The following is a 16,890-nucleotide window of genomic DNA, read 5'->3' as shown; positions in this document are numbered from 1 at the left end:
CTTTAACCAGTGAAAACCAAACTGACATTGCCGCCTTAAAAAACCTTACCCTCTCATCGGGCGAAGCGATGGGCTTATTTGCCCACAAATCAGGCATGAAACTCTTTGCCAACCAAGGCGATATTGAAGTGCAAGCCCAAAACGCCAACCTCAACATGGCAGCTAAGCAAGAAGTTAAAGTCGACAGTGTTGATGGCAAAGTTGCCCTAAGCGCCAATAAAAAAATCACCTTAATTTGTGGCGGTTCATACATAAAAATCAGCGAAGAAGGCATTGAGCTTGGCACCCAAGATAATGTCTATTTTAAATGTAATGTCATGCAAAAAATGCAATCAGCAACGCAGCAATTTACATCTGACTTACCTGGCGAAGTCAAGTGTCAACAACAAACAAAAGGCGATGTACAAAAACAACACGCCATTACAAAGCTTGATTAAAAGGATCCAACACCGTGTTATTTCCAAGGCTTAACATAAACTTGAAAGGTGACATTGAAAAAATAGACCAGATAGCGGATAAATGCCATGACTATGCAAAAAATTACCATTCACGATGCATAGTCATATTAGATCCGTTTATCTCGCCATTAGAAGATGACATACTTAAATATTTTCAAAATCCCGATCAAATTGCGCAAGTTAAAATTCTGCACCCTGCCGTGCTAGCATCGCAACGGCCTGTTTTGCTTGAGTTAAATTTAAATAATGCATTTGAACGCGATATATTACGTTACACAATCGATCAATCATTATTAGAATTATCGCCTAAAACGTTAAGTAAAAGTGGCAAGCGGCACTATAGTGGTTGGATTTTCACCCAAGAAACAGCTAAAAAAATTGCGCAAGGTTTTGCCTTACTCGCATTACAAAAAGTCACCCATGGAACAATATTATTCCGGTTTTACGATCCTGCCGTATTTCCCCAATTATTAACCTTATTAAATCCAGAACAACAAGCAAAAGTATTGGGCGACATCGAATTATGGACACTATTAGACGGCAATGGTGATTTTTATTGTCATAATAATACTCAAAACAAAAGTCCGACATGGTCACGTCAATTATGGATTAACCAACAATTAGAAGATCAGCTCTACTGTATTGGCATTAATAACCAAGCAATTAAAGCTTATCGTAAAAACAACCCAACAAAAAAAATAGATGAATGCAAAACCTTGCATCATATTATGCCATGCTTATTACGCCTAATATCGCAAGGTTTTAAAGATAATGCCTTATTAGTACCCTGGGCAGAAATCGCCATCAACAACGACAAGGATTTTGACTTACACCCTCAAATCCAAAAAAAATTAAAAACCTTTAAAACTCGATATGACTTTGCCCCTTTATTGGACATATTAAAACGTGCTGATTGGCAATTAATGCTAAACACACAATCGTTCTGATAATTAAGTCAAACACTGAAAGGAAAAAAGAATGACAGAAAAACAATGCGGATGCCAAACCCAAGGGTTAGCCATTTTACCAGTAAGATACACCGTTGTACCCACTTACCTTAAACGGACTTCGCCAGCATGGGCGTCATCATCAAATATCACCACAGTACCGCTTGATGCCGATTACCAATATCACGTTAGATCTATGCGTAGTGGCTTTTTATACGTCTATTTACCTAACGAAATCGGTAGTGATAAATGGCAAGTTTACACCATCGATCATGACGGTAATTTATATAAACAAAATTCTCCAGATGAAGCCCAAACCATAGAAGAGCTAGCAGAAGGCGGAGGATTTCGATGTCCAAATTTAAAAAATAACGAAACACACAATAAATTTATTACTATTCCATGTCCGAAAGAACAAAACGAAGTCTACCTTGCCTTTAGTGAAATTCCATTGGATGAAAAAATCCTTAAAAAGCATGAACAACAACCAGAAAAACGCATGCAAAAAATCAGCACAGAACAATGGAAAGAACAACAACAAAAATCGTTAGACGGCATAACCACGGCGACCAAACAAACGATAGAACAAATATTAGATCTAGATCCCAATTTTGATCAGCAACAGCTCCCTTATGATCACAGCGACAGCATTGTCACCAGCTACCTTATTGACAACCAAGAAGAGTCTAAAAAACAATCACAAATAAAAGTTCATTATTCTCAATCCCTAAGTTACAACCGCCAAGGCGTTGACAGTAACACCAAACAAGGTGGCAACCAACCCTTTGGATATGACAGCAAAGTACTCAAAAAAAACACCACAACTACGCCATGGACAAAACAACAAGGGCTATCAGCAACCATAGCCAACACCATGGATAAGTACAGTGCTGGTTACTCACCGTTAATTATCGCTATTGATGACCCAATCGGCATAGCAAAAGAACTAAATGGCTATTGTAACGAACTCTATGCCAAAAACGATCAATACCGCCAAGAACGGGCACAAGAATTTGATGCCTATGCTTCTTACGAATACGGCATAGAGCTATTAATTCATAAAGAATTTGCTGATGATTTTAAATTCAACTATACCAATCACCCTTATTTTAAACGGGTAATGCAAGAGAAGAAACTGCCCGAAACCGAAGAGCTGCCTGTTTTTTCAACCTTTAATCAGCTATCGGTACTGATACAAGAAGAACTCTACGGCAAACCGTACAGTAAAAACTACCAAGATTGTACCGGAATGTATGATAACTTTATAGCAATAAGATATAGACAAGAAAAATATTATGAATGGGAACGTAACTACTTTTTACATGGTAAAAACTATTCGGCGTATCATATCGCATTAGTATCTAACAACAACAAATATTATAATCCTTATTTTATAGACAAAGGTTATATCAAATACTTTAACTCCCCCCAATCCAACCGAAACGAGCAAAACTTAACGAGTTATTTTAAAGCGGAAAAATTTTTAGGCAGTTACTTAGAGAGTTATCGGAAAAAAGAAGACCAATACCAACAAGATAAAATAGATAAAATAAACAGCATCAGAAAAAAATATGCCAAATGTTTAGACACGCAAACTGTAAATAACTTAAATCAGCAATATGAAAAGTTACAACAACAAATAACAACCCTAGCCGAACAACGGGCACAACAACTAATAAGTTGGTTAAAAATGAGTAACTTTTACCAGCATATGAAAGATTTTGACGGCGACATTTGGGAATCCGTTTCTGATACAGATCCTAACGAAAAACGGATCGACAACCAATTTGAAGTAGAACAAGCCATTGCCGATAATGAACTAACGGGGGATGCGCAGCAAAAAATAGCGGAACAACTTAACCTATATGGAATCTACTACTCAGCCGTAATCGATAAATGCACTTCAGGCTTAGAATTAACCGACATCGGCAAATTAAACTTAAAAATATGGTTACAAGCAAGTAACGCAAGTGAAGACACCAGTGACAGCATAATGGTGCGTGCGTTAGCAAACAACAGTGAAACGCTATTAACCGACATTCAAGCCATGCTTGAACAGATCGAAAATCACCATGAACCGATAGAACTAAGCGAAGTGATGACCACCTCTAAAGTGGGTAAAATTGCGGCGTATTACAAAAAAACACAAGGGTTTTTAAACGCAGTAAACAACTACTATAAAGAGCTAGATAAAGCCAAAAACGTATTAAAAAACCACCCCGACACACTGGGGAATGTGGCAAAATTAGGAATAAAAATGCCCGGTAATGAACGTTTATTAAAAATCTTTTTAAGTAAACCCGTGCTAAGCGTCAACAATTTGGCTGTGCGCTTATGCAATATTATGTTCTCCCCCCTGAATAATTCATCTACAATCAATAAAATTAACCACCATGCCTGCCTTATGCTAAATTTGTCATTTTTTGGCTTATATAAAAAAGCGCAGCAAGCGATTTTACAGGCAGAAAACAACGTCAGCAATGCCGTGGTCAACTCGCAATGGTTTAAAAACGCCTTACCTAAAACCCAAACCTTACCAGGTGGCGTGGTGATGCAACTAACCAAAAAAATGCGAGAATCCGATCTAAAAGCGAAAAGTGAGTACGTTAAACAACTTCATAACAAAAATAGAGTGATTTCCCGAGTTTTAGATATAAAAGAAGCCGGACGCAATACAAAAATATTAAAAGCCAAAAAAGAAGATATCGACAACATCAAAGTCACCCGTAGCCAACCAAGTAAAGGGTTTAAAGATATCCGCTTAGCCTTTGTTATTGCCGCCTTTGAAATATATAACTGGCTACAAATTAAAGATAAAACCCAAGGCGACCATAACGACAGTTTCTGGTCGGCAGAAATGATTGGTGCATCACTAGCGATGACATCGGCAACCACCGAATTAATGTATCAATTTGTCAAAACAGTTACAGGATCTGGCTCGGTTGCCGCAGGGCGCATAAAGGTGATGTCGGGGTTCTTGGGGGCAGCGGCGGGGTTGTATGTAGCGTGTCAGAAGTTTATGAAAGTGGATGAAGAATCAGAAAAAGGTAATATAGTATTAGCTACATTGAATTTTATATGTGGATTTTCATATTTCCTTAATGCAGGAGTAGGATTTGCTGCTTCAACGACCTATCATATTCCTTGGTTAACCCGTCGTATAACCAAACGAGCATTAGCTAAAGGGCTAAGTCGAGAAGTCATTGCCCGAGCCATTGCCATTTATACTGCGCAAATTATGGCAAGAAGGGTGATACTATTAGCGCTTGGTTTTTGGGTTGGTGTGTTTAGCCTGCTGATTGAAGGATTGATCTGGTATATAAGTGATAATGAGTTAGAATCGTGGATAAAACTCAGTGCGCTAGGCGTAAAAAATAACAATGCCGAAGCCTATAAAAATCTTATCGAACAACAAGACGCATTTAAAGAGGCACTACAAGAAATGTTTGGAATTGACAAATCCACCGTTGAACTAAATCAACAAAACCAACTCACCGCCAAAGCAACTACGGCGCAACAACCGGATAGCGAAGCCGAGCACGACTTTAACGAATTTGATGCCTTAATGCTAATCACTAACGATTTAGAGCGCCGCCACCAAGCAAAACGAGAGGCGCTAGCAATCAAAAATCAACCGAAGTCAAACTACCCATTTAATCCCAATGCAATTACCGATTATTTCCAAGGTATAAACTAAAAGCAGGATAAATCAATGAACCAATACTTTCAAATTATCACGGGTAAAATCACTGAGTTAGAAGTGATAGATACCGACTTATCGCACTTTGGCGGCGGCAGTTTTGCCAGTTTGCCACTACTTGGGCAACTGGCGCTTGGCAACACCACCGAAGCAGCCAGCCAAGTTGGCATGGCAAGCGGTCAACAAGAAGCCGCCGACTACCTTAACAGCGTGCAATACTTTCGCTGTAAACTGGGTGAATTCACCGTACACGGCATTTTTTGTCGGGCTTTTTTCCGCAATGGCGACAAGGTCGAAGTGGTAGTCGAACCACTGGAAGACGGTAGCTACTACGCCTATGCCCTTCGCCGCCCCATCGATCACCGCCTATGGTTATACCCTTGGGCTATGAAAGGATCTAAAGCGAATAATAAAGAAGCGTTTAAAGATGCTAGTAAAATTTCAGGCGGTGTTTTGATTATAACAATTATAGGTGCAGCAATAACGTGCGGTGACAAATTGTTGTTATTTATTTTAATGAGCATCGGTACTGTTGTACTTGACGGACTATTTTTTTTACTTTACTACTGGTGTTATAAGAATATGCTTGGCGGAGGCTCCCAAGAAGCTGATAAAATATTTGCTACTTTAGGTTACCCCAAACCAAAAACGGTTAATATGGAAGAGGAATATATGGAGATGTTTTTCAACAACAAATCCATGAACGAACCTAATTTTTATATCGATGTGAACACCGACGAATTTAAACGCAAAGATCCCCCTGGCGTCAAATGGGTCGCCTTCTACCGCGAAGCCCCACCCATTCCCGATTACATTACCGTGATCCACACGGAAAAAACCAATAATAATAAACGGAAAAAATGAAAGTAAATAGTGACTATTATCAAATCATTACCGGTAAAATCACTGAGCTAGAAGTGATAGATACCGACTTATCGCACTTTAGCAACGGCAGTTTTGCCAGTTTGCCACTACTTGGGCAACTGGCGCTTGGCAACAGCGCCGAAGCCGCCAGCCAAGTTGGTATGGCAAGCGGTCAACAAGAAGCCGCCGACTACCTTAACAGCGTGCAATACTTTCGCTGTAAACTGGGTGAATTCACCGTACACGGCATTTTTTGTCGGGCTTTTTTCCGCAATGGCGACAAGGTCGAAGTGGTAGTCGAACCACTGGAAGACGGTAGCTACTACGCCTATGCCCTTCGCCGCCCCATCGATCACCGCCTATGGCTATACCCTTGGGCTATGAAAGGGACTAAAGCGAATAAAACTGATGCTGTAAAAGCAACAGCATCTTTATCACTTCTTATTTTCCTAGGAAGTTTCATTGCAATTTCAATAATTAGTGATGATTTATTTTTTTTCATTTTAATGTTAACTATTATTACAATAGTTGATGGCTTGTTCTTTTTGATTTATTACTGGTGTTATAAAAATATGCTCGGCAGTGGCTCCAAAGACGCCGATAAAATATTTGCTACTTTAGGTTATCCCAAACCGAAAACGGTTAATATGGAAGAGGAATATATGGAGATGTTTTTCAATAACAAATCGATGAACGAGCCTAATTTTTATATCGACGTGAACACCGACGAATTTAAACGCAAAGATCCCCCTGGCGTCAAATGGGTCGCCTTCTACCGCGAAGCCCCACCCATTCCCGATTACATTACCGTGATCCACACGGAAAAAACCAACAATAATAAGCGGAAAAAATGAAAGTAAATAGTGACTATTATCAAATCATTACCGGTAAAATCACTGAGTTAGAAGTGATAGATACCGACTTATCGCACTTTGGCGGCGGCAGTTTTGCCAGTTTGCCACTACTTGGGCAACTGGCGCTTGGCAACAGCGCCGAAGCCGCCAGCCAAGTTGGTATGGCAAGCGGTCAACAAGAAGCCGCCGACTACCTTAACAGCGTACAATACTTTCGCTGTAAACTGGGTGAATTCACGGTACACGGCATTTTTTGTCGGGCTTTTTTCCGCAATGGTGACAAGGTCGAAGTGGTAGTCGAACCACTCGACGATGGTAGCTACTACGCCTATGCCCTTCGCCGCCCCATCGATCACCGCCTATGGTTATACCCTTGGGCTATGAAAGGAACTAAAGCCAGTAATAAAGCATCACTTAAGTTTGCAGGTTCTATTTCACTCGGTACGTATATATTAAATATTATTTGCATAGCGATATGTATTAGTTTCGCAAATCTAAGAAATGGTAACGAATTATTTTATTTTATTATAGCGTGTATTGGCGCTTTTATCATTGATGGATTAATTTTTTTAATTTTATTTTATAGTGATAAAGGTATGCTTGGCGGAGGCTCCAAAGATGCCGATAAAATATTTGCTACTTTAGGTTACCCCAAACCGAAAACGATTAATATGGAACAAGAATATATGGAGATGTTTTTCAATAACAAATCGATGAACGAGCCTAATTTTTATATCGATGTCACCACCGACGAATTTAAACGCAAAGATCCCCCTGGCGTCAAATGGGTCGCCTTCTACCGTGAAGCCCCACCCATTCCCGATTACATTACCGTGATCCACACGGAAAAAACCAACAATAATAAGCGGAAAAAATGAAAGTAAATAGTGACTATTTTCAAATCATTACCGGTAAAATCACTGAGCTAGAAGTGATAGATACCGACTTATCACACTTTGGCTGCGGCAGTTTTGCCAGTTTGCCACTACTTGGGCAACTGGCGCTTGGCAACAGCGCCGAAGCTGCTAGCCAAGTTGGCATGGCAAGCGGTCAACAAGAAGCCGCCGACTACCTTAACAGCGTGCAATACTTTCGCTGTAAACTGGGTGAATTCACCGTACACGGCATTTTTTGTCGGGCTTTTTTCCGCAATGGCGACAAGGTCGAAGTGGTAGTCGAACCACTGGAAGACGGTAGCTACTACGCCTATGCCCTTCGCCGCCCCATCGATCACCGCCTATGGTTATACCCTTGGGCTATGAAAGGAACCAAAGCAAGTAATAAAGAATCACTTAAGTTTGCTGGTTCTATTTCACTTGGTATATATATCTTAAGTATTAGTTTCGCAGCAATATGTATTAGCTTCGCAAATATAACAAATGGTAAAGAATTATTTTATTTTATTATAACGTGCATTGGCGCTTTTATCGTTGATGGATTAATTTTTTTAATTTTATTTTATAGTTATCAAGGTATGCTTGGCAGTGGCTCCAAAGACGCCGATAAAATATTTGCTACTTTAGGTTACCCCAAACCAAAAACGGTTAATATGGAACAAGAATTTATGGAGATGTTTTTCAATAACAAATCGATGAACGAACCTAATTTTTATATCGATGTCACCACCGACGAATTTAAACGCAAAGATCCCCCTGGCGTCAAATGGGTCGCCTTCTACCGCGAAGCCCCACCCATTCCCGATTACATTACCGTGATCCACACGGAAAAAACCAATAATAATAAACGGAAAAAATGAAAGTAAATAGTGACTATTATCAAATCATTACCGGTAAAATCACTGAGTTAGAAGTGATAGATACTAACTTATCACACTTTAGCAACGGCAGTTTTGCCAGCTTGCCACTACTGGGGCAACTGGCGCTTGGTAACAGCGCCGAAGCCGCCAGCCAAGTTGGCATGGCAAGCGGTCAACAAGAAGCCGCCGACTACCTTAACAGCGTACAATACTTTCGCTGTAAACTGGGTGAATTCACCGTACACGGCATTTTTTGCCGGGCTTTTTTCCGCAATGGCGACAAGGTCGAAGTGGTGGTCGAACCACTGGAAGACGGTAGCTACTACGCCTATGCCCTTCGCCGCCCCATCGATCACCGCCTATGGTTATACCCTTGGGCTATGAAAGGAACTAAAGCTAATAGTAAAGGTGCATTTAAATATACTGGTACTTTAATGGGTTCTATTTTTATTATTGGTATGATTATGATAGGAATATTATCGCATGATGATTTTATATTTTTTTGTCTCTCTTTTGTTGTATTTAGTATAGTTGATATTTTAATTTTCCTAGCTTTGTTCTGGTGTTATAAGAATATGCTTGGCGGAGGCTCCCAAGAAGCCGATAAAATATTTGCTACTTTAGGTTACCCCAAACCAAAAACGGTTAATATGGAACAAGAATATATGGAGATGTTTTTCAACAACAAATCCATGAACGAACCTAATTTTTATATCGATGTCACCACCGACGAATTTAAACGCAAAGATCCCCCTGGCGTCAAATGGGTCGCCTTCTACCGTGAAGCCCCACCCATTCCCGATTACATTACCGTGATCCACACGGAAAAAACCAACAATAATAAAAATAAGCGGAAAAAATGAAAGTAAATAGTGACTATTATCAAATCATTACCGGTAAAATCACTGAGTTAGAAGTGATAGATACTAACTTATCACACTTTAGCAACGGCAGTTTTGCCAGTTTGCCACTACTTGGGCAACTGGCGCTTGGCAACACCACCGAAGCAGCCAGCCAAGTTGGCATGGCAAGCGGTCAACAAGAAGCCGCCGACTACCTTAACAGCGTGCAATACTTTCGCTGTAAACTGGGTGAATTCACCGTACACGGCATTTTTTGTCGGGCTTTTTTCCGCAATGGCGACAAGGTCGAAGTGGTAGTCGAACCACTGGAAGACGGTAGCTACTACGCCTATGCCCTTCGCCGACCTATCGATCACCGCCTATGGCTATACCCTTGGGCTATGAAAGGAACCAAAGCCAGTAATAAAGAATCTTTTAAATTTGCTGGGAAAATTACATTTCCTTGTTTTATCCTAAGTATGGTTATTTTCACAATAGCTTCTGGTGATGATTTAGTTTTTTTAACCTTAATGTTTGCGCTTGATATTTTAGTTGGAGGATCAATTTTTTTAATCTTATTTTATTGTGATCAAGGTATGCTTGGCGGAGGCTCCAAAGACGCCGATAAAATATTTGCTACTTTAGGTTATCCCAAACCGAAAACGGTTAATATGGAACAAGAATATATGGAGATGTTTTTCAACAACAAATCCATGAACGAACCTAATTTTTATATCGATGTCACCACCGACGAATTTAAACGCAAAGATCCCCCTGGCGTCAAATGGGTCGCCTTCTACCGCAAAGCCCCACCCATTCCCGATTACATTACCGTGATCCACACGGGAAAGGATGAAGATAAGCGAAAGTATGGAAAAAATAACGCCACAATCAAAAGCTGAACAAATAAGGCTTTATTTTCGGATGTTTTAACCGTTTGTGAAACAAAAATAAAATCAGCGTTCACGTCCGAGCAAAAGGAATTGCCAATCCCCCTTTATAATCCCCACGCTGATGCCTAAAACAAAGTGATCGCTTTGCAATTGTCTTCTTCCTTTGTCAGGTTTTAACGCCCGTTGGTGATTTGTTCCAAACAAAACACGAACTTGCCAAACCGCCTTGTTTGACTTGCTAACCAGCCTTAGTTGTCAGCACTTTGTATGGCACGGAATTAGCACAAACAATTATTAAGTGGATAGACAATAAATTTTTATTAATGATGTTAAAAATCTAATTAAATCATTGAATTTGTATTTCCGCTTAAGTACTGCCGAGTGAGTTAATTAGCATAGAACATTGGGCAGGATGCCAAATGAGATGAGGGCGCACAAGGAAGTGCAATACTCATCGGTTCGTTTAATGCTAATTAACAAAGCGAGGGCAGTCACGCAGTGACCAGTACTTCTGGCGGCGAGCTTAGGATTGTAAAGGAAATTTCACGCTAAATTTCCTTTACTCGGACGTGAACACTACATTCATTTTAGTGTCACTAAAGACTAAACGTCCGAAACCTAACCACAAAAGAATTTAAAGCTTGCTGCATCCAATCATGACTATTTTAAAACAACGCTAACTAATGCTGTTTAGAATTTATCCCTGTGTATACAGGGAACGCAGTTAATGAATAAGAATTAAATCTTATCACCTCGGTTTATCCCTGTGTATACAGGGAACACGTACAGGGTTACCATGTTGTAGCTCTGACTGCAGGTTTATCCCTGTGTATACAGGGAACACTGTTTTATCCGTTCATCAAGCTCATTCAAAAACGGTTTATCCCTGTGTATACAGGGAACACTGCATAGAACAGCACCGCATCAGTACCACTTGCGGTTTATCCCTGTGTATACAGGGAACACGCAGTTCAGAAAGTTACAATCTGATGCAAGAACGGTTTATCCCTGTGTATACAGGGAACACTCTAATTGTAGCTATCTGTTTTATTTACAGTTATAGCGACCGATAAATTCTACCAGATTTTTTAAATTTTTAAAGATTTTTAACTTATTGATTTTTAATATACTATAAGTAAGATTACTTTAATTTATGTCGTTTTACCAAAATGTACCAATTTTTAATGTAAATTCATCATGATACGTAAATTAAACAATAGTTAGATAAAAAAATATTAATTCTTACCGATTTTTTTATGGTTATAGTTTCCGACCTTTTAATAAGGAATCGGTTTTACTTTCGTAAGGGTTAATCTTTAGACTAACAATAATTTTTATGCTCAAAACGTAATACGCATAAAATCAAAATCACACCAAAATTGTAGAAACTTTAACCTAGTATCCTTTTCTATTATCCTTTAAAATAAACTTACCAAAACTGATGAGATAATTACTATGCGTTGGAGAGACCAAAGAGAGAGTGATAATATTGAAGATCGCCGTTCGCAATCAACAGGTGATTTGGGAACAAAAATTCCAATTAGTGGTAAAGGTAAAGTTGTTTTATTTTTTGTTGTATTAATTGCTGGGTATTATGGCGTTGACTTAACCGGTTTGCTTAACTCTGATCTTATTGATCTTAATAATCCACAACAATCCACTACTGAATATGCTATTGATGATCCTGATGCTGCTAAATTTACATCAGTCATTTTAGCTAGTACTGAAGATTATTGGAGCAAAGAATTTAATCGGTTAGGTAAAACTTATATTCCGCCTAAATTAGTGCTTTATACCGGTTTAACTCAGACTTCTTGCGGTACAGGTCAATCCTTTATGGGACCATTTTATTGCAGTACAGATAAAACCGTTTATTTAGATGTGTCATTTTATCAAGAGATGAAACAACGTTTAGGTGGTGGTGGTGATTTTGCCCAAGGATATGTGATCGCCCATGAAATTGGTCATCATGTACAAAATTTGTTGGGCACTTTCAATAAAATAGAGCAGTTAAAGCAAAACCAATCTGAGTTAAATAATAATCAGTTGTCGGTTAAATTAGAACTTCAAGCAGATTGTTATGCCGGTTTATGGGGCAATGCTATGCAAAAACAAAATCTGCTTGATGTTGGTGATATTGAGCAAGCATTAAATACAGCACAAGCTATTGGTGATGATCGTTTGCAACGCCAAAGTGCGGGATATGTTGTTCCTGATAGCTTTACCCATGGCTCATCTAAACAACGTTATACTTGGTTTAAAAAAGGATTTGATAGTGGTTCTATTGAGCAATGTAATACTTTTACTGAATAAAAAATAAAGTAGGCAGTATATCTCAAAAATTAGTCAATCTCGTTTTATCAGTCAATAATGCTGGCGTTAAGATGATAGACATTGGAATATTTAAAAATATTACACAAAGTTTTAGTGTGATTCGAGTTGTTGATTAATGTGATGCATCTTGTTCGGTGTGCTTAAAAGCATTTTTTTCGCTTAAGGCTTTAAAACAAGTTATGGCGTTTATAGTTAGCTCTGCCGATTTTTCGTTATTTGTTATTAAATTTTTAATGGCAGGTAATAAATTAATGGCGTTTTATATATTATTTGTAAAACGTCATTTATCCAGTATTTTATTTATTTTTCTTTTACATCTTTAACCAGTAAACAAAATAGTAATGAAATCACTATCATGCTTAAGGCAATTTTATAAATCACTTCATGCCCATATTCTTCAGAAACAAAACCTTGAATCATGCCAGCCAAAATAACACTACAGGTCATACCATTATTAAATAAGGTGGATGCAACCCCCATTCTGGTTGGTAGTAAGTCTTGAAAATAGATAATACCAATGTTTGCAACTATTCCAATAAATAGTGCATTAAATAATTGCAAAACAAATAATGCAAGTTCTGATGAGAATAAAATAATCCCAACGTAAAATAAGGCACCGCAAATTATTGCAATGATAAATAAGTTTCGTTTACCTAAATAGGGTACTAAAAAACCAGCAATTAGCATGATAGGAATTTCAATCCCTGCGGCTAACCCCATTAATTGACCAGGTAATGCATCTGATAAGTGTAATACAGAATCGACATACAACGGCATATCAATGATGTACATCATGTTTGCTGTCCACATAAATACGGTGGAAAGAAATAAGAAAACCACGTTTTTATTTTTTAAAAGGGGCTGGTTGGCTGCGTATAACTCGTTAGGGTTATCAAATTTTGTTATGGGATTTTTTTCAACAGAGGGCAAGAAAATAGCAATAAAAACTATAGCGATAATAAACATCGTCATAGCACTGAGGTACATGGTGGTAAAACCATAGTTAATAGCTAATAAAAAAGATAATGGTGGACCAATTACCCAAGCAAGAGATAGCTGAGCACGAATTAAGGAATTAAATGCAACGACATTTCGCCCTGTTTTAACTGCGTATTCACGCGCTAATGCAAAAATTTGTGGCATGGCAGCAGAGGTTAGTGCTGAAAATAATACCCCTAATGTGATTAAAATAGAGTAATGACGAACAAAAGCGAAAATAATACTGTTAGTAATCCCCATTAGACAGCAAAAAATAACTATGTTGCGTCTATCACCTTTATTATCAGAATATTTAGCTAAGAAGAAACTACCTATAATACTTGCGATAGCATTAACAGAATAAAAAGCACCAACCAAAATTTCATTAACATTAACTTCATAAGATAAAAAACGACTTAGCGTCGGTGATTGTAAGGCGCCTGCGATACCAATAATAAACGTGGAAAAAAGAAAGGCTATAAAAATGGTACTTTGCCGTTGGCGAAAAGATGAAATTGTAGACATAGATTTTCCTAATCGTTTAAGTAGTCGTAATTATATACTTAAATTCCATGCTTATATAGAAATTTGGGGATACTAATTAGTAGTATGAAGACTGTTTGCCACAAATAGACACCAATCACCTTACGGTTATGTCACTATAAAATTTTATCCATTCGGTTATTTTAGATCTTTTCAACCATTAAAATAGTTATAAGTTTTGTGTGTTTGATACTATTTAATTTAAATGTTCTACTGCCATATCAATAAATTCATTTTATCAGTGGATATAATAAGTTAGCCGTGGTAGTAAATAAACTTAAAAAATGATTTATTTTTATCTGTTTTAGCGTACAATCAAACTCATCAACAAATAGAGGTAACGTTATGTTATATAATAACAAATATATACATCATCACCATGTTAACCATGAATGTTGTCACAGTAATTGCAAAAATATTAAGCATAATCATAACTATTCTAATCATGATACCTATTGTAGCCAAGAATCAACCGATAGTTGTGGGGGAAATACGCACACAGAGCTTGAGCAAAATGAATCGGATGATCCTCCCGATGGGTCTGAGCAAAAAAGTAAAGATATTAAATTGACATGGAAGATCCAAGGCATGGATTGTGCCAGTTGCGCACAAAAAATCGAAAATGGCATCAGAAATTTACCCAATATTACTCATACCAAGATCCTTTTTTCAACTGAAAAACTTATTGTTTTTGTCCCTGAAAAGAACCAAAAAGTGATTAAATTAATCGAGGATAAAGTAATTGAACTCGGTTATAAACCTTTATTAGTAACTTCAACACAATATGCTCACCACCACAAACATTCCCATCATTTTGATAAAAAAGCGTTTATCCCCTTAGTCATTCAAGGGATTTTAATTATTATCAGTTATATTATTCTTTTATTTAATCAGTATGTTGGTGAATGCGCCTTTATTGCAACTGCCATATTCGGCATAATTCCAATCGCTAAAGAAGCTTTGATTTTAACTCGTAGTGGTACTCCGTTTTCTATTGAATCGTTGATGAGCATTTCAGCAATTGGTGCACTGTTTATTGGTGCAGCCGAAGAAGCCACTATGGTTATATTTTTATTTATGATTGGCGAGATGTTAGAAAGCGTTGCAACAAGTAAAGCTAAAAAGGGCATTTCGTCGCTTGCTGAGCTAATGCCTGAAGAGTCGGTTATTATTATTGATGGTAAACGAAAAACTGTTACTAGCCATAGTTTACAACCAGACGACATAATTGAAATTTCATCCGGTGGTCGTTTACCAGCTGATGTAATTCTACTCAGCGAACAGGCAAGCATTGATGAGAGTGCTTTAACGGGCGAATCCATTCCGGTTAATTATTTTGCTGGTGATAAAATTTTGGCAGGCTCGCTAGTTGTTGATAATACAATTCAACTCAAAGTTATTTCTGAAAAAGGAAAAAACGCAGTTGATCGTATTTTACAGTTGATTGAAGATGCCGAAGAGCGTAAAGCACCGATTGAGCGATTCATTGATAAGTTTAGTCGTTATTATACGCCGACAATCGCTTTATTTGCACTGTTAGTAATTATTGTGCCACCTTTGTTGTTTAATGCTGATTGGTATACTTGGTTTTATCGAGGTTTAACACTGTTGTTAATTGGTTGCCCTTGTGCGCTTGTGATTTCAACACCTGCGGTAATAACGTCTGCTTTGTCTAATGCAGCAAAACAAGGTGTACTAATTAAAGGTGGTGCAGCGTTAGAGCATATTGGTTCCGTTAAGCTAGTGGCGTTCGATAAGACCGGTACGTTAACTGAAGGTAAACCGCAAGTCACCGATGTTATTAGTGAAGATGTTTCAAAAGAAGAATTATTAAAGTTAGTTGCCGCTATTGAAAGTGGTTCGCATCATCCCATTGCTAAGGCGATTGTTGATTATGCATTGCTAAATCAATTAAATGTCAATGAGGCCGATAATCGTAAAGCAATTGCGGGGGTTGGTGTTCAAGGCGAGGTTGATAATCAAACTTTTTATATTGTATCACCAAGTAAGGTTGTAACTGTTTCAGCGCCTTTGAAGGCTGAACATACCAAAATTATTGAGGAACTTGAAAATGCGGGTAAAACAGTAGTGGTTGTAGTAACAAGTCAACAATTGATGGGCATTATTGCATTGCAAGATGTGTTACGGAGTGATGCAATGACTACAATGAATGAGCTTAACAAGCTTGGCGTTAAAACTTTGATGTTAACAGGCGATAATGAGCGAGCCGCCAAAGCTATTGCCTTTCAATTAGGTATGGATTACCGAGCAGAACTGTTGCCTGCTGATAAATTGGCAGAAATTGAAAAGATGCGTATCTCAACGTCGATCGCTATGGTGGGCGATGGAATTAATGATTCTCCAGCCATGAAAGCGGCAACTGTAAGTATTGCTATGGGTAGCGGTACTGATGTTGCGCTAGAGGCTGCTGATGCCGCATTAACTAAAAATAGCTTGTTAAGTTTGCCTAAGCTAATTGGTTTAACGCGTTTTGCCTCTCGTAATATTAAACAAAATGTTACCATTGCGTTGGGTATTAAGTTAGTGTTTTTGATTACTAGTTTATTTGGCTTTACTGGACTATGGTTGGCTGTGTTAGCTGATTCAGGTACGACTGCGATTGTGACAGCTAATGCGCTTCGAGTTTTGAAATTTAAAAATAAAAGTTAAAAAGTTGTTTGCCTACCCTATTCCGCTTGTCACAAGCGGAATAGTTTTTAA

12 protein-coding genes and 1 CRISPR repeat array are annotated in these 16,890 nt (G+C 38.2%); of the genes, 11 read left to right on the top strand and 1 reads right to left on the bottom strand.

Annotation, left to right across the window (positions count from 1 at the left end):
• The 10 genes from A9G36_RS07310 to ypfJ form a co-directional block, all read left to right on the top strand.
• Nucleotides 1-437, top strand: a 437-nt coding sequence (locus A9G36_RS07310; RefSeq protein ID WP_141670634.1) for a DUF2345 domain-containing protein, incomplete at its 5' end; no start/stop codon positions are given.
• A gap of 14 nt (nt 438-451) precedes the next feature.
• Nucleotides 452-1,405 carry a DUF4123 domain-containing protein gene (locus A9G36_RS07305; RefSeq protein WP_034946512.1) on the top strand — a complete coding sequence of 318 codons (954 nt, stop codon included), beginning with the start codon at nt 452-454 and terminating at the stop codon, nt 1,403-1,405.
• Between the two features lie 31 nt (nt 1,406-1,436).
• Entirely contained in the window at nt 1,437-5,102 is a 3,666-nt protein-coding gene (locus A9G36_RS07300; RefSeq protein ID WP_065585577.1) for a T6SS effector BTH_I2691 family protein, read from the top strand.
• A gap of 15 nt (nt 5,103-5,117) precedes the next feature.
• Nucleotides 5,118-5,969: a putative type VI secretion system effector gene (locus A9G36_RS07295; protein ID WP_065585576.1), complete on the top strand. Its 852-nt coding sequence runs from the start codon at nt 5,118-5,120 to the stop codon at nt 5,967-5,969.
• On the top strand, nt 5,966-6,823 hold the full coding sequence (locus A9G36_RS07290) for a putative type VI secretion system effector (RefSeq protein WP_065585575.1): 858 nt from the start codon (nt 5,966-5,968) through the stop codon (nt 6,821-6,823). The genes A9G36_RS07295 and A9G36_RS07290 overlap by 4 nt, the downstream gene beginning before the upstream one ends.
• Nucleotides 6,820-7,701 carry a putative type VI secretion system effector gene (locus A9G36_RS07285; RefSeq protein ID WP_065585574.1) on the top strand — a complete coding sequence of 294 codons (882 nt, stop codon included), beginning with the start codon at nt 6,820-6,822 and terminating at the stop codon, nt 7,699-7,701. The genes A9G36_RS07290 and A9G36_RS07285 overlap by 4 nt, the downstream gene beginning before the upstream one ends.
• Entirely contained in the window at nt 7,698-8,579 is an 882-nt protein-coding gene (locus A9G36_RS07280) for a putative type VI secretion system effector (protein ID WP_065585573.1), read from the top strand. The genes A9G36_RS07285 and A9G36_RS07280 overlap by 4 nt, the downstream gene beginning before the upstream one ends.
• A complete protein-coding gene (locus A9G36_RS07275) occupies nt 8,576-9,442 on the top strand; it encodes a putative type VI secretion system effector (RefSeq protein ID WP_065585572.1) in 867 nt (288 codons plus the stop codon). Before A9G36_RS07280 ends, A9G36_RS07275 begins: the two co-directional genes overlap by 4 nt.
• Complete coding sequence (locus A9G36_RS07270) at nt 9,439-10,323, top strand: putative type VI secretion system effector (protein WP_065585571.1); 885 nt, start codon at nt 9,439-9,441, stop codon at nt 10,321-10,323. The genes A9G36_RS07275 and A9G36_RS07270 overlap by 4 nt, the downstream gene beginning before the upstream one ends.
• 684 nt (nt 10,324-11,007) lie before the next feature.
• Nucleotides 11,008-11,341: direct repeats of the CRISPR family, unit length 29 nt; unit sequence CGGTTTATCCCTGTGTATACAGGGAACAC.
• A gap of 428 nt (nt 11,342-11,769) precedes the next feature.
• A complete protein-coding gene (ypfJ, locus tag A9G36_RS07265; RefSeq protein WP_034946540.1) occupies nt 11,770-12,627 on the top strand; it encodes a KPN_02809 family neutral zinc metallopeptidase in 858 nt (285 codons plus the stop codon).
• Nucleotides 12,628-12,948: 321 nt separating this feature from the next.
• On the opposite strand, the gene A9G36_RS07255 is transcribed toward ypfJ, so the two are convergent.
• Complete coding sequence (locus A9G36_RS07255; protein ID WP_034946546.1) at nt 12,949-14,151, bottom strand: MFS transporter; 1,203 nt, start codon at nt 14,149-14,151, stop codon at nt 12,949-12,951.
• Nucleotides 14,152-14,514: 363 nt separating this feature from the next.
• On the opposite strand from A9G36_RS07255, the gene A9G36_RS07250 reads away from it, so the two are divergent.
• A complete protein-coding gene (locus A9G36_RS07250) occupies nt 14,515-16,839 on the top strand; it encodes a zinc/cadmium/mercury/lead-transporting ATPase (protein ID WP_034946548.1) in 2,325 nt (774 codons plus the stop codon).
• Nucleotides 16,840-16,890: the final 51 nt, after the last annotated feature.

Origin of the sequence: Gilliamella sp. Choc6-1, from assembly GCF_001690385.1 — a bacterium.
In the GTDB taxonomy this organism is placed as follows: Bacteria; Pseudomonadota; Gammaproteobacteria; order Enterobacterales; family Orbaceae; genus Gilliamella; species Gilliamella apicola_A.
This window is presented reverse-complemented; position numbering and strand designations above follow the sequence as displayed.

Bases quoted from the DNA above. Each gene is read 5' to 3' on its own strand.
- A9G36_RS07255 (WP_034946546.1), bottom strand. From the start codon at position 14,151: ATGTCTACAATTTCATCTTTTCGCCAACGGCAAAGTACCATTTTTATA.
- A9G36_RS07285 (WP_065585574.1), top strand. From the start codon at position 6,820: ATGAAAGTAAATAGTGACTATTATCAAATCATTACCGGTAAAATCACT.
- A9G36_RS07300 (WP_065585577.1), top strand. From the start codon at position 1,437: ATGACAGAAAAACAATGCGGATGCCAAACCCAAGGGTTAGCCATTTTA.
- A9G36_RS07250 (WP_034946548.1), top strand. From the start codon at position 14,515: ATGTTATATAATAACAAATATATACATCATCACCATGTTAACCATGAA.
- A9G36_RS07270 (WP_065585571.1), top strand. From the start codon at position 9,439: ATGAAAGTAAATAGTGACTATTATCAAATCATTACCGGTAAAATCACT.
- ypfJ (WP_034946540.1), top strand. From the start codon at position 11,770: ATGCGTTGGAGAGACCAAAGAGAGAGTGATAATATTGAAGATCGCCGT.
- A9G36_RS07290 (WP_065585575.1), top strand. From the start codon at position 5,966: ATGAAAGTAAATAGTGACTATTATCAAATCATTACCGGTAAAATCACT.
- A9G36_RS07295 (WP_065585576.1), top strand. From the start codon at position 5,118: ATGAACCAATACTTTCAAATTATCACGGGTAAAATCACTGAGTTAGAA.
- A9G36_RS07280 (WP_065585573.1), top strand. From the start codon at position 7,698: ATGAAAGTAAATAGTGACTATTTTCAAATCATTACCGGTAAAATCACT.
- A9G36_RS07275 (WP_065585572.1), top strand. From the start codon at position 8,576: ATGAAAGTAAATAGTGACTATTATCAAATCATTACCGGTAAAATCACT.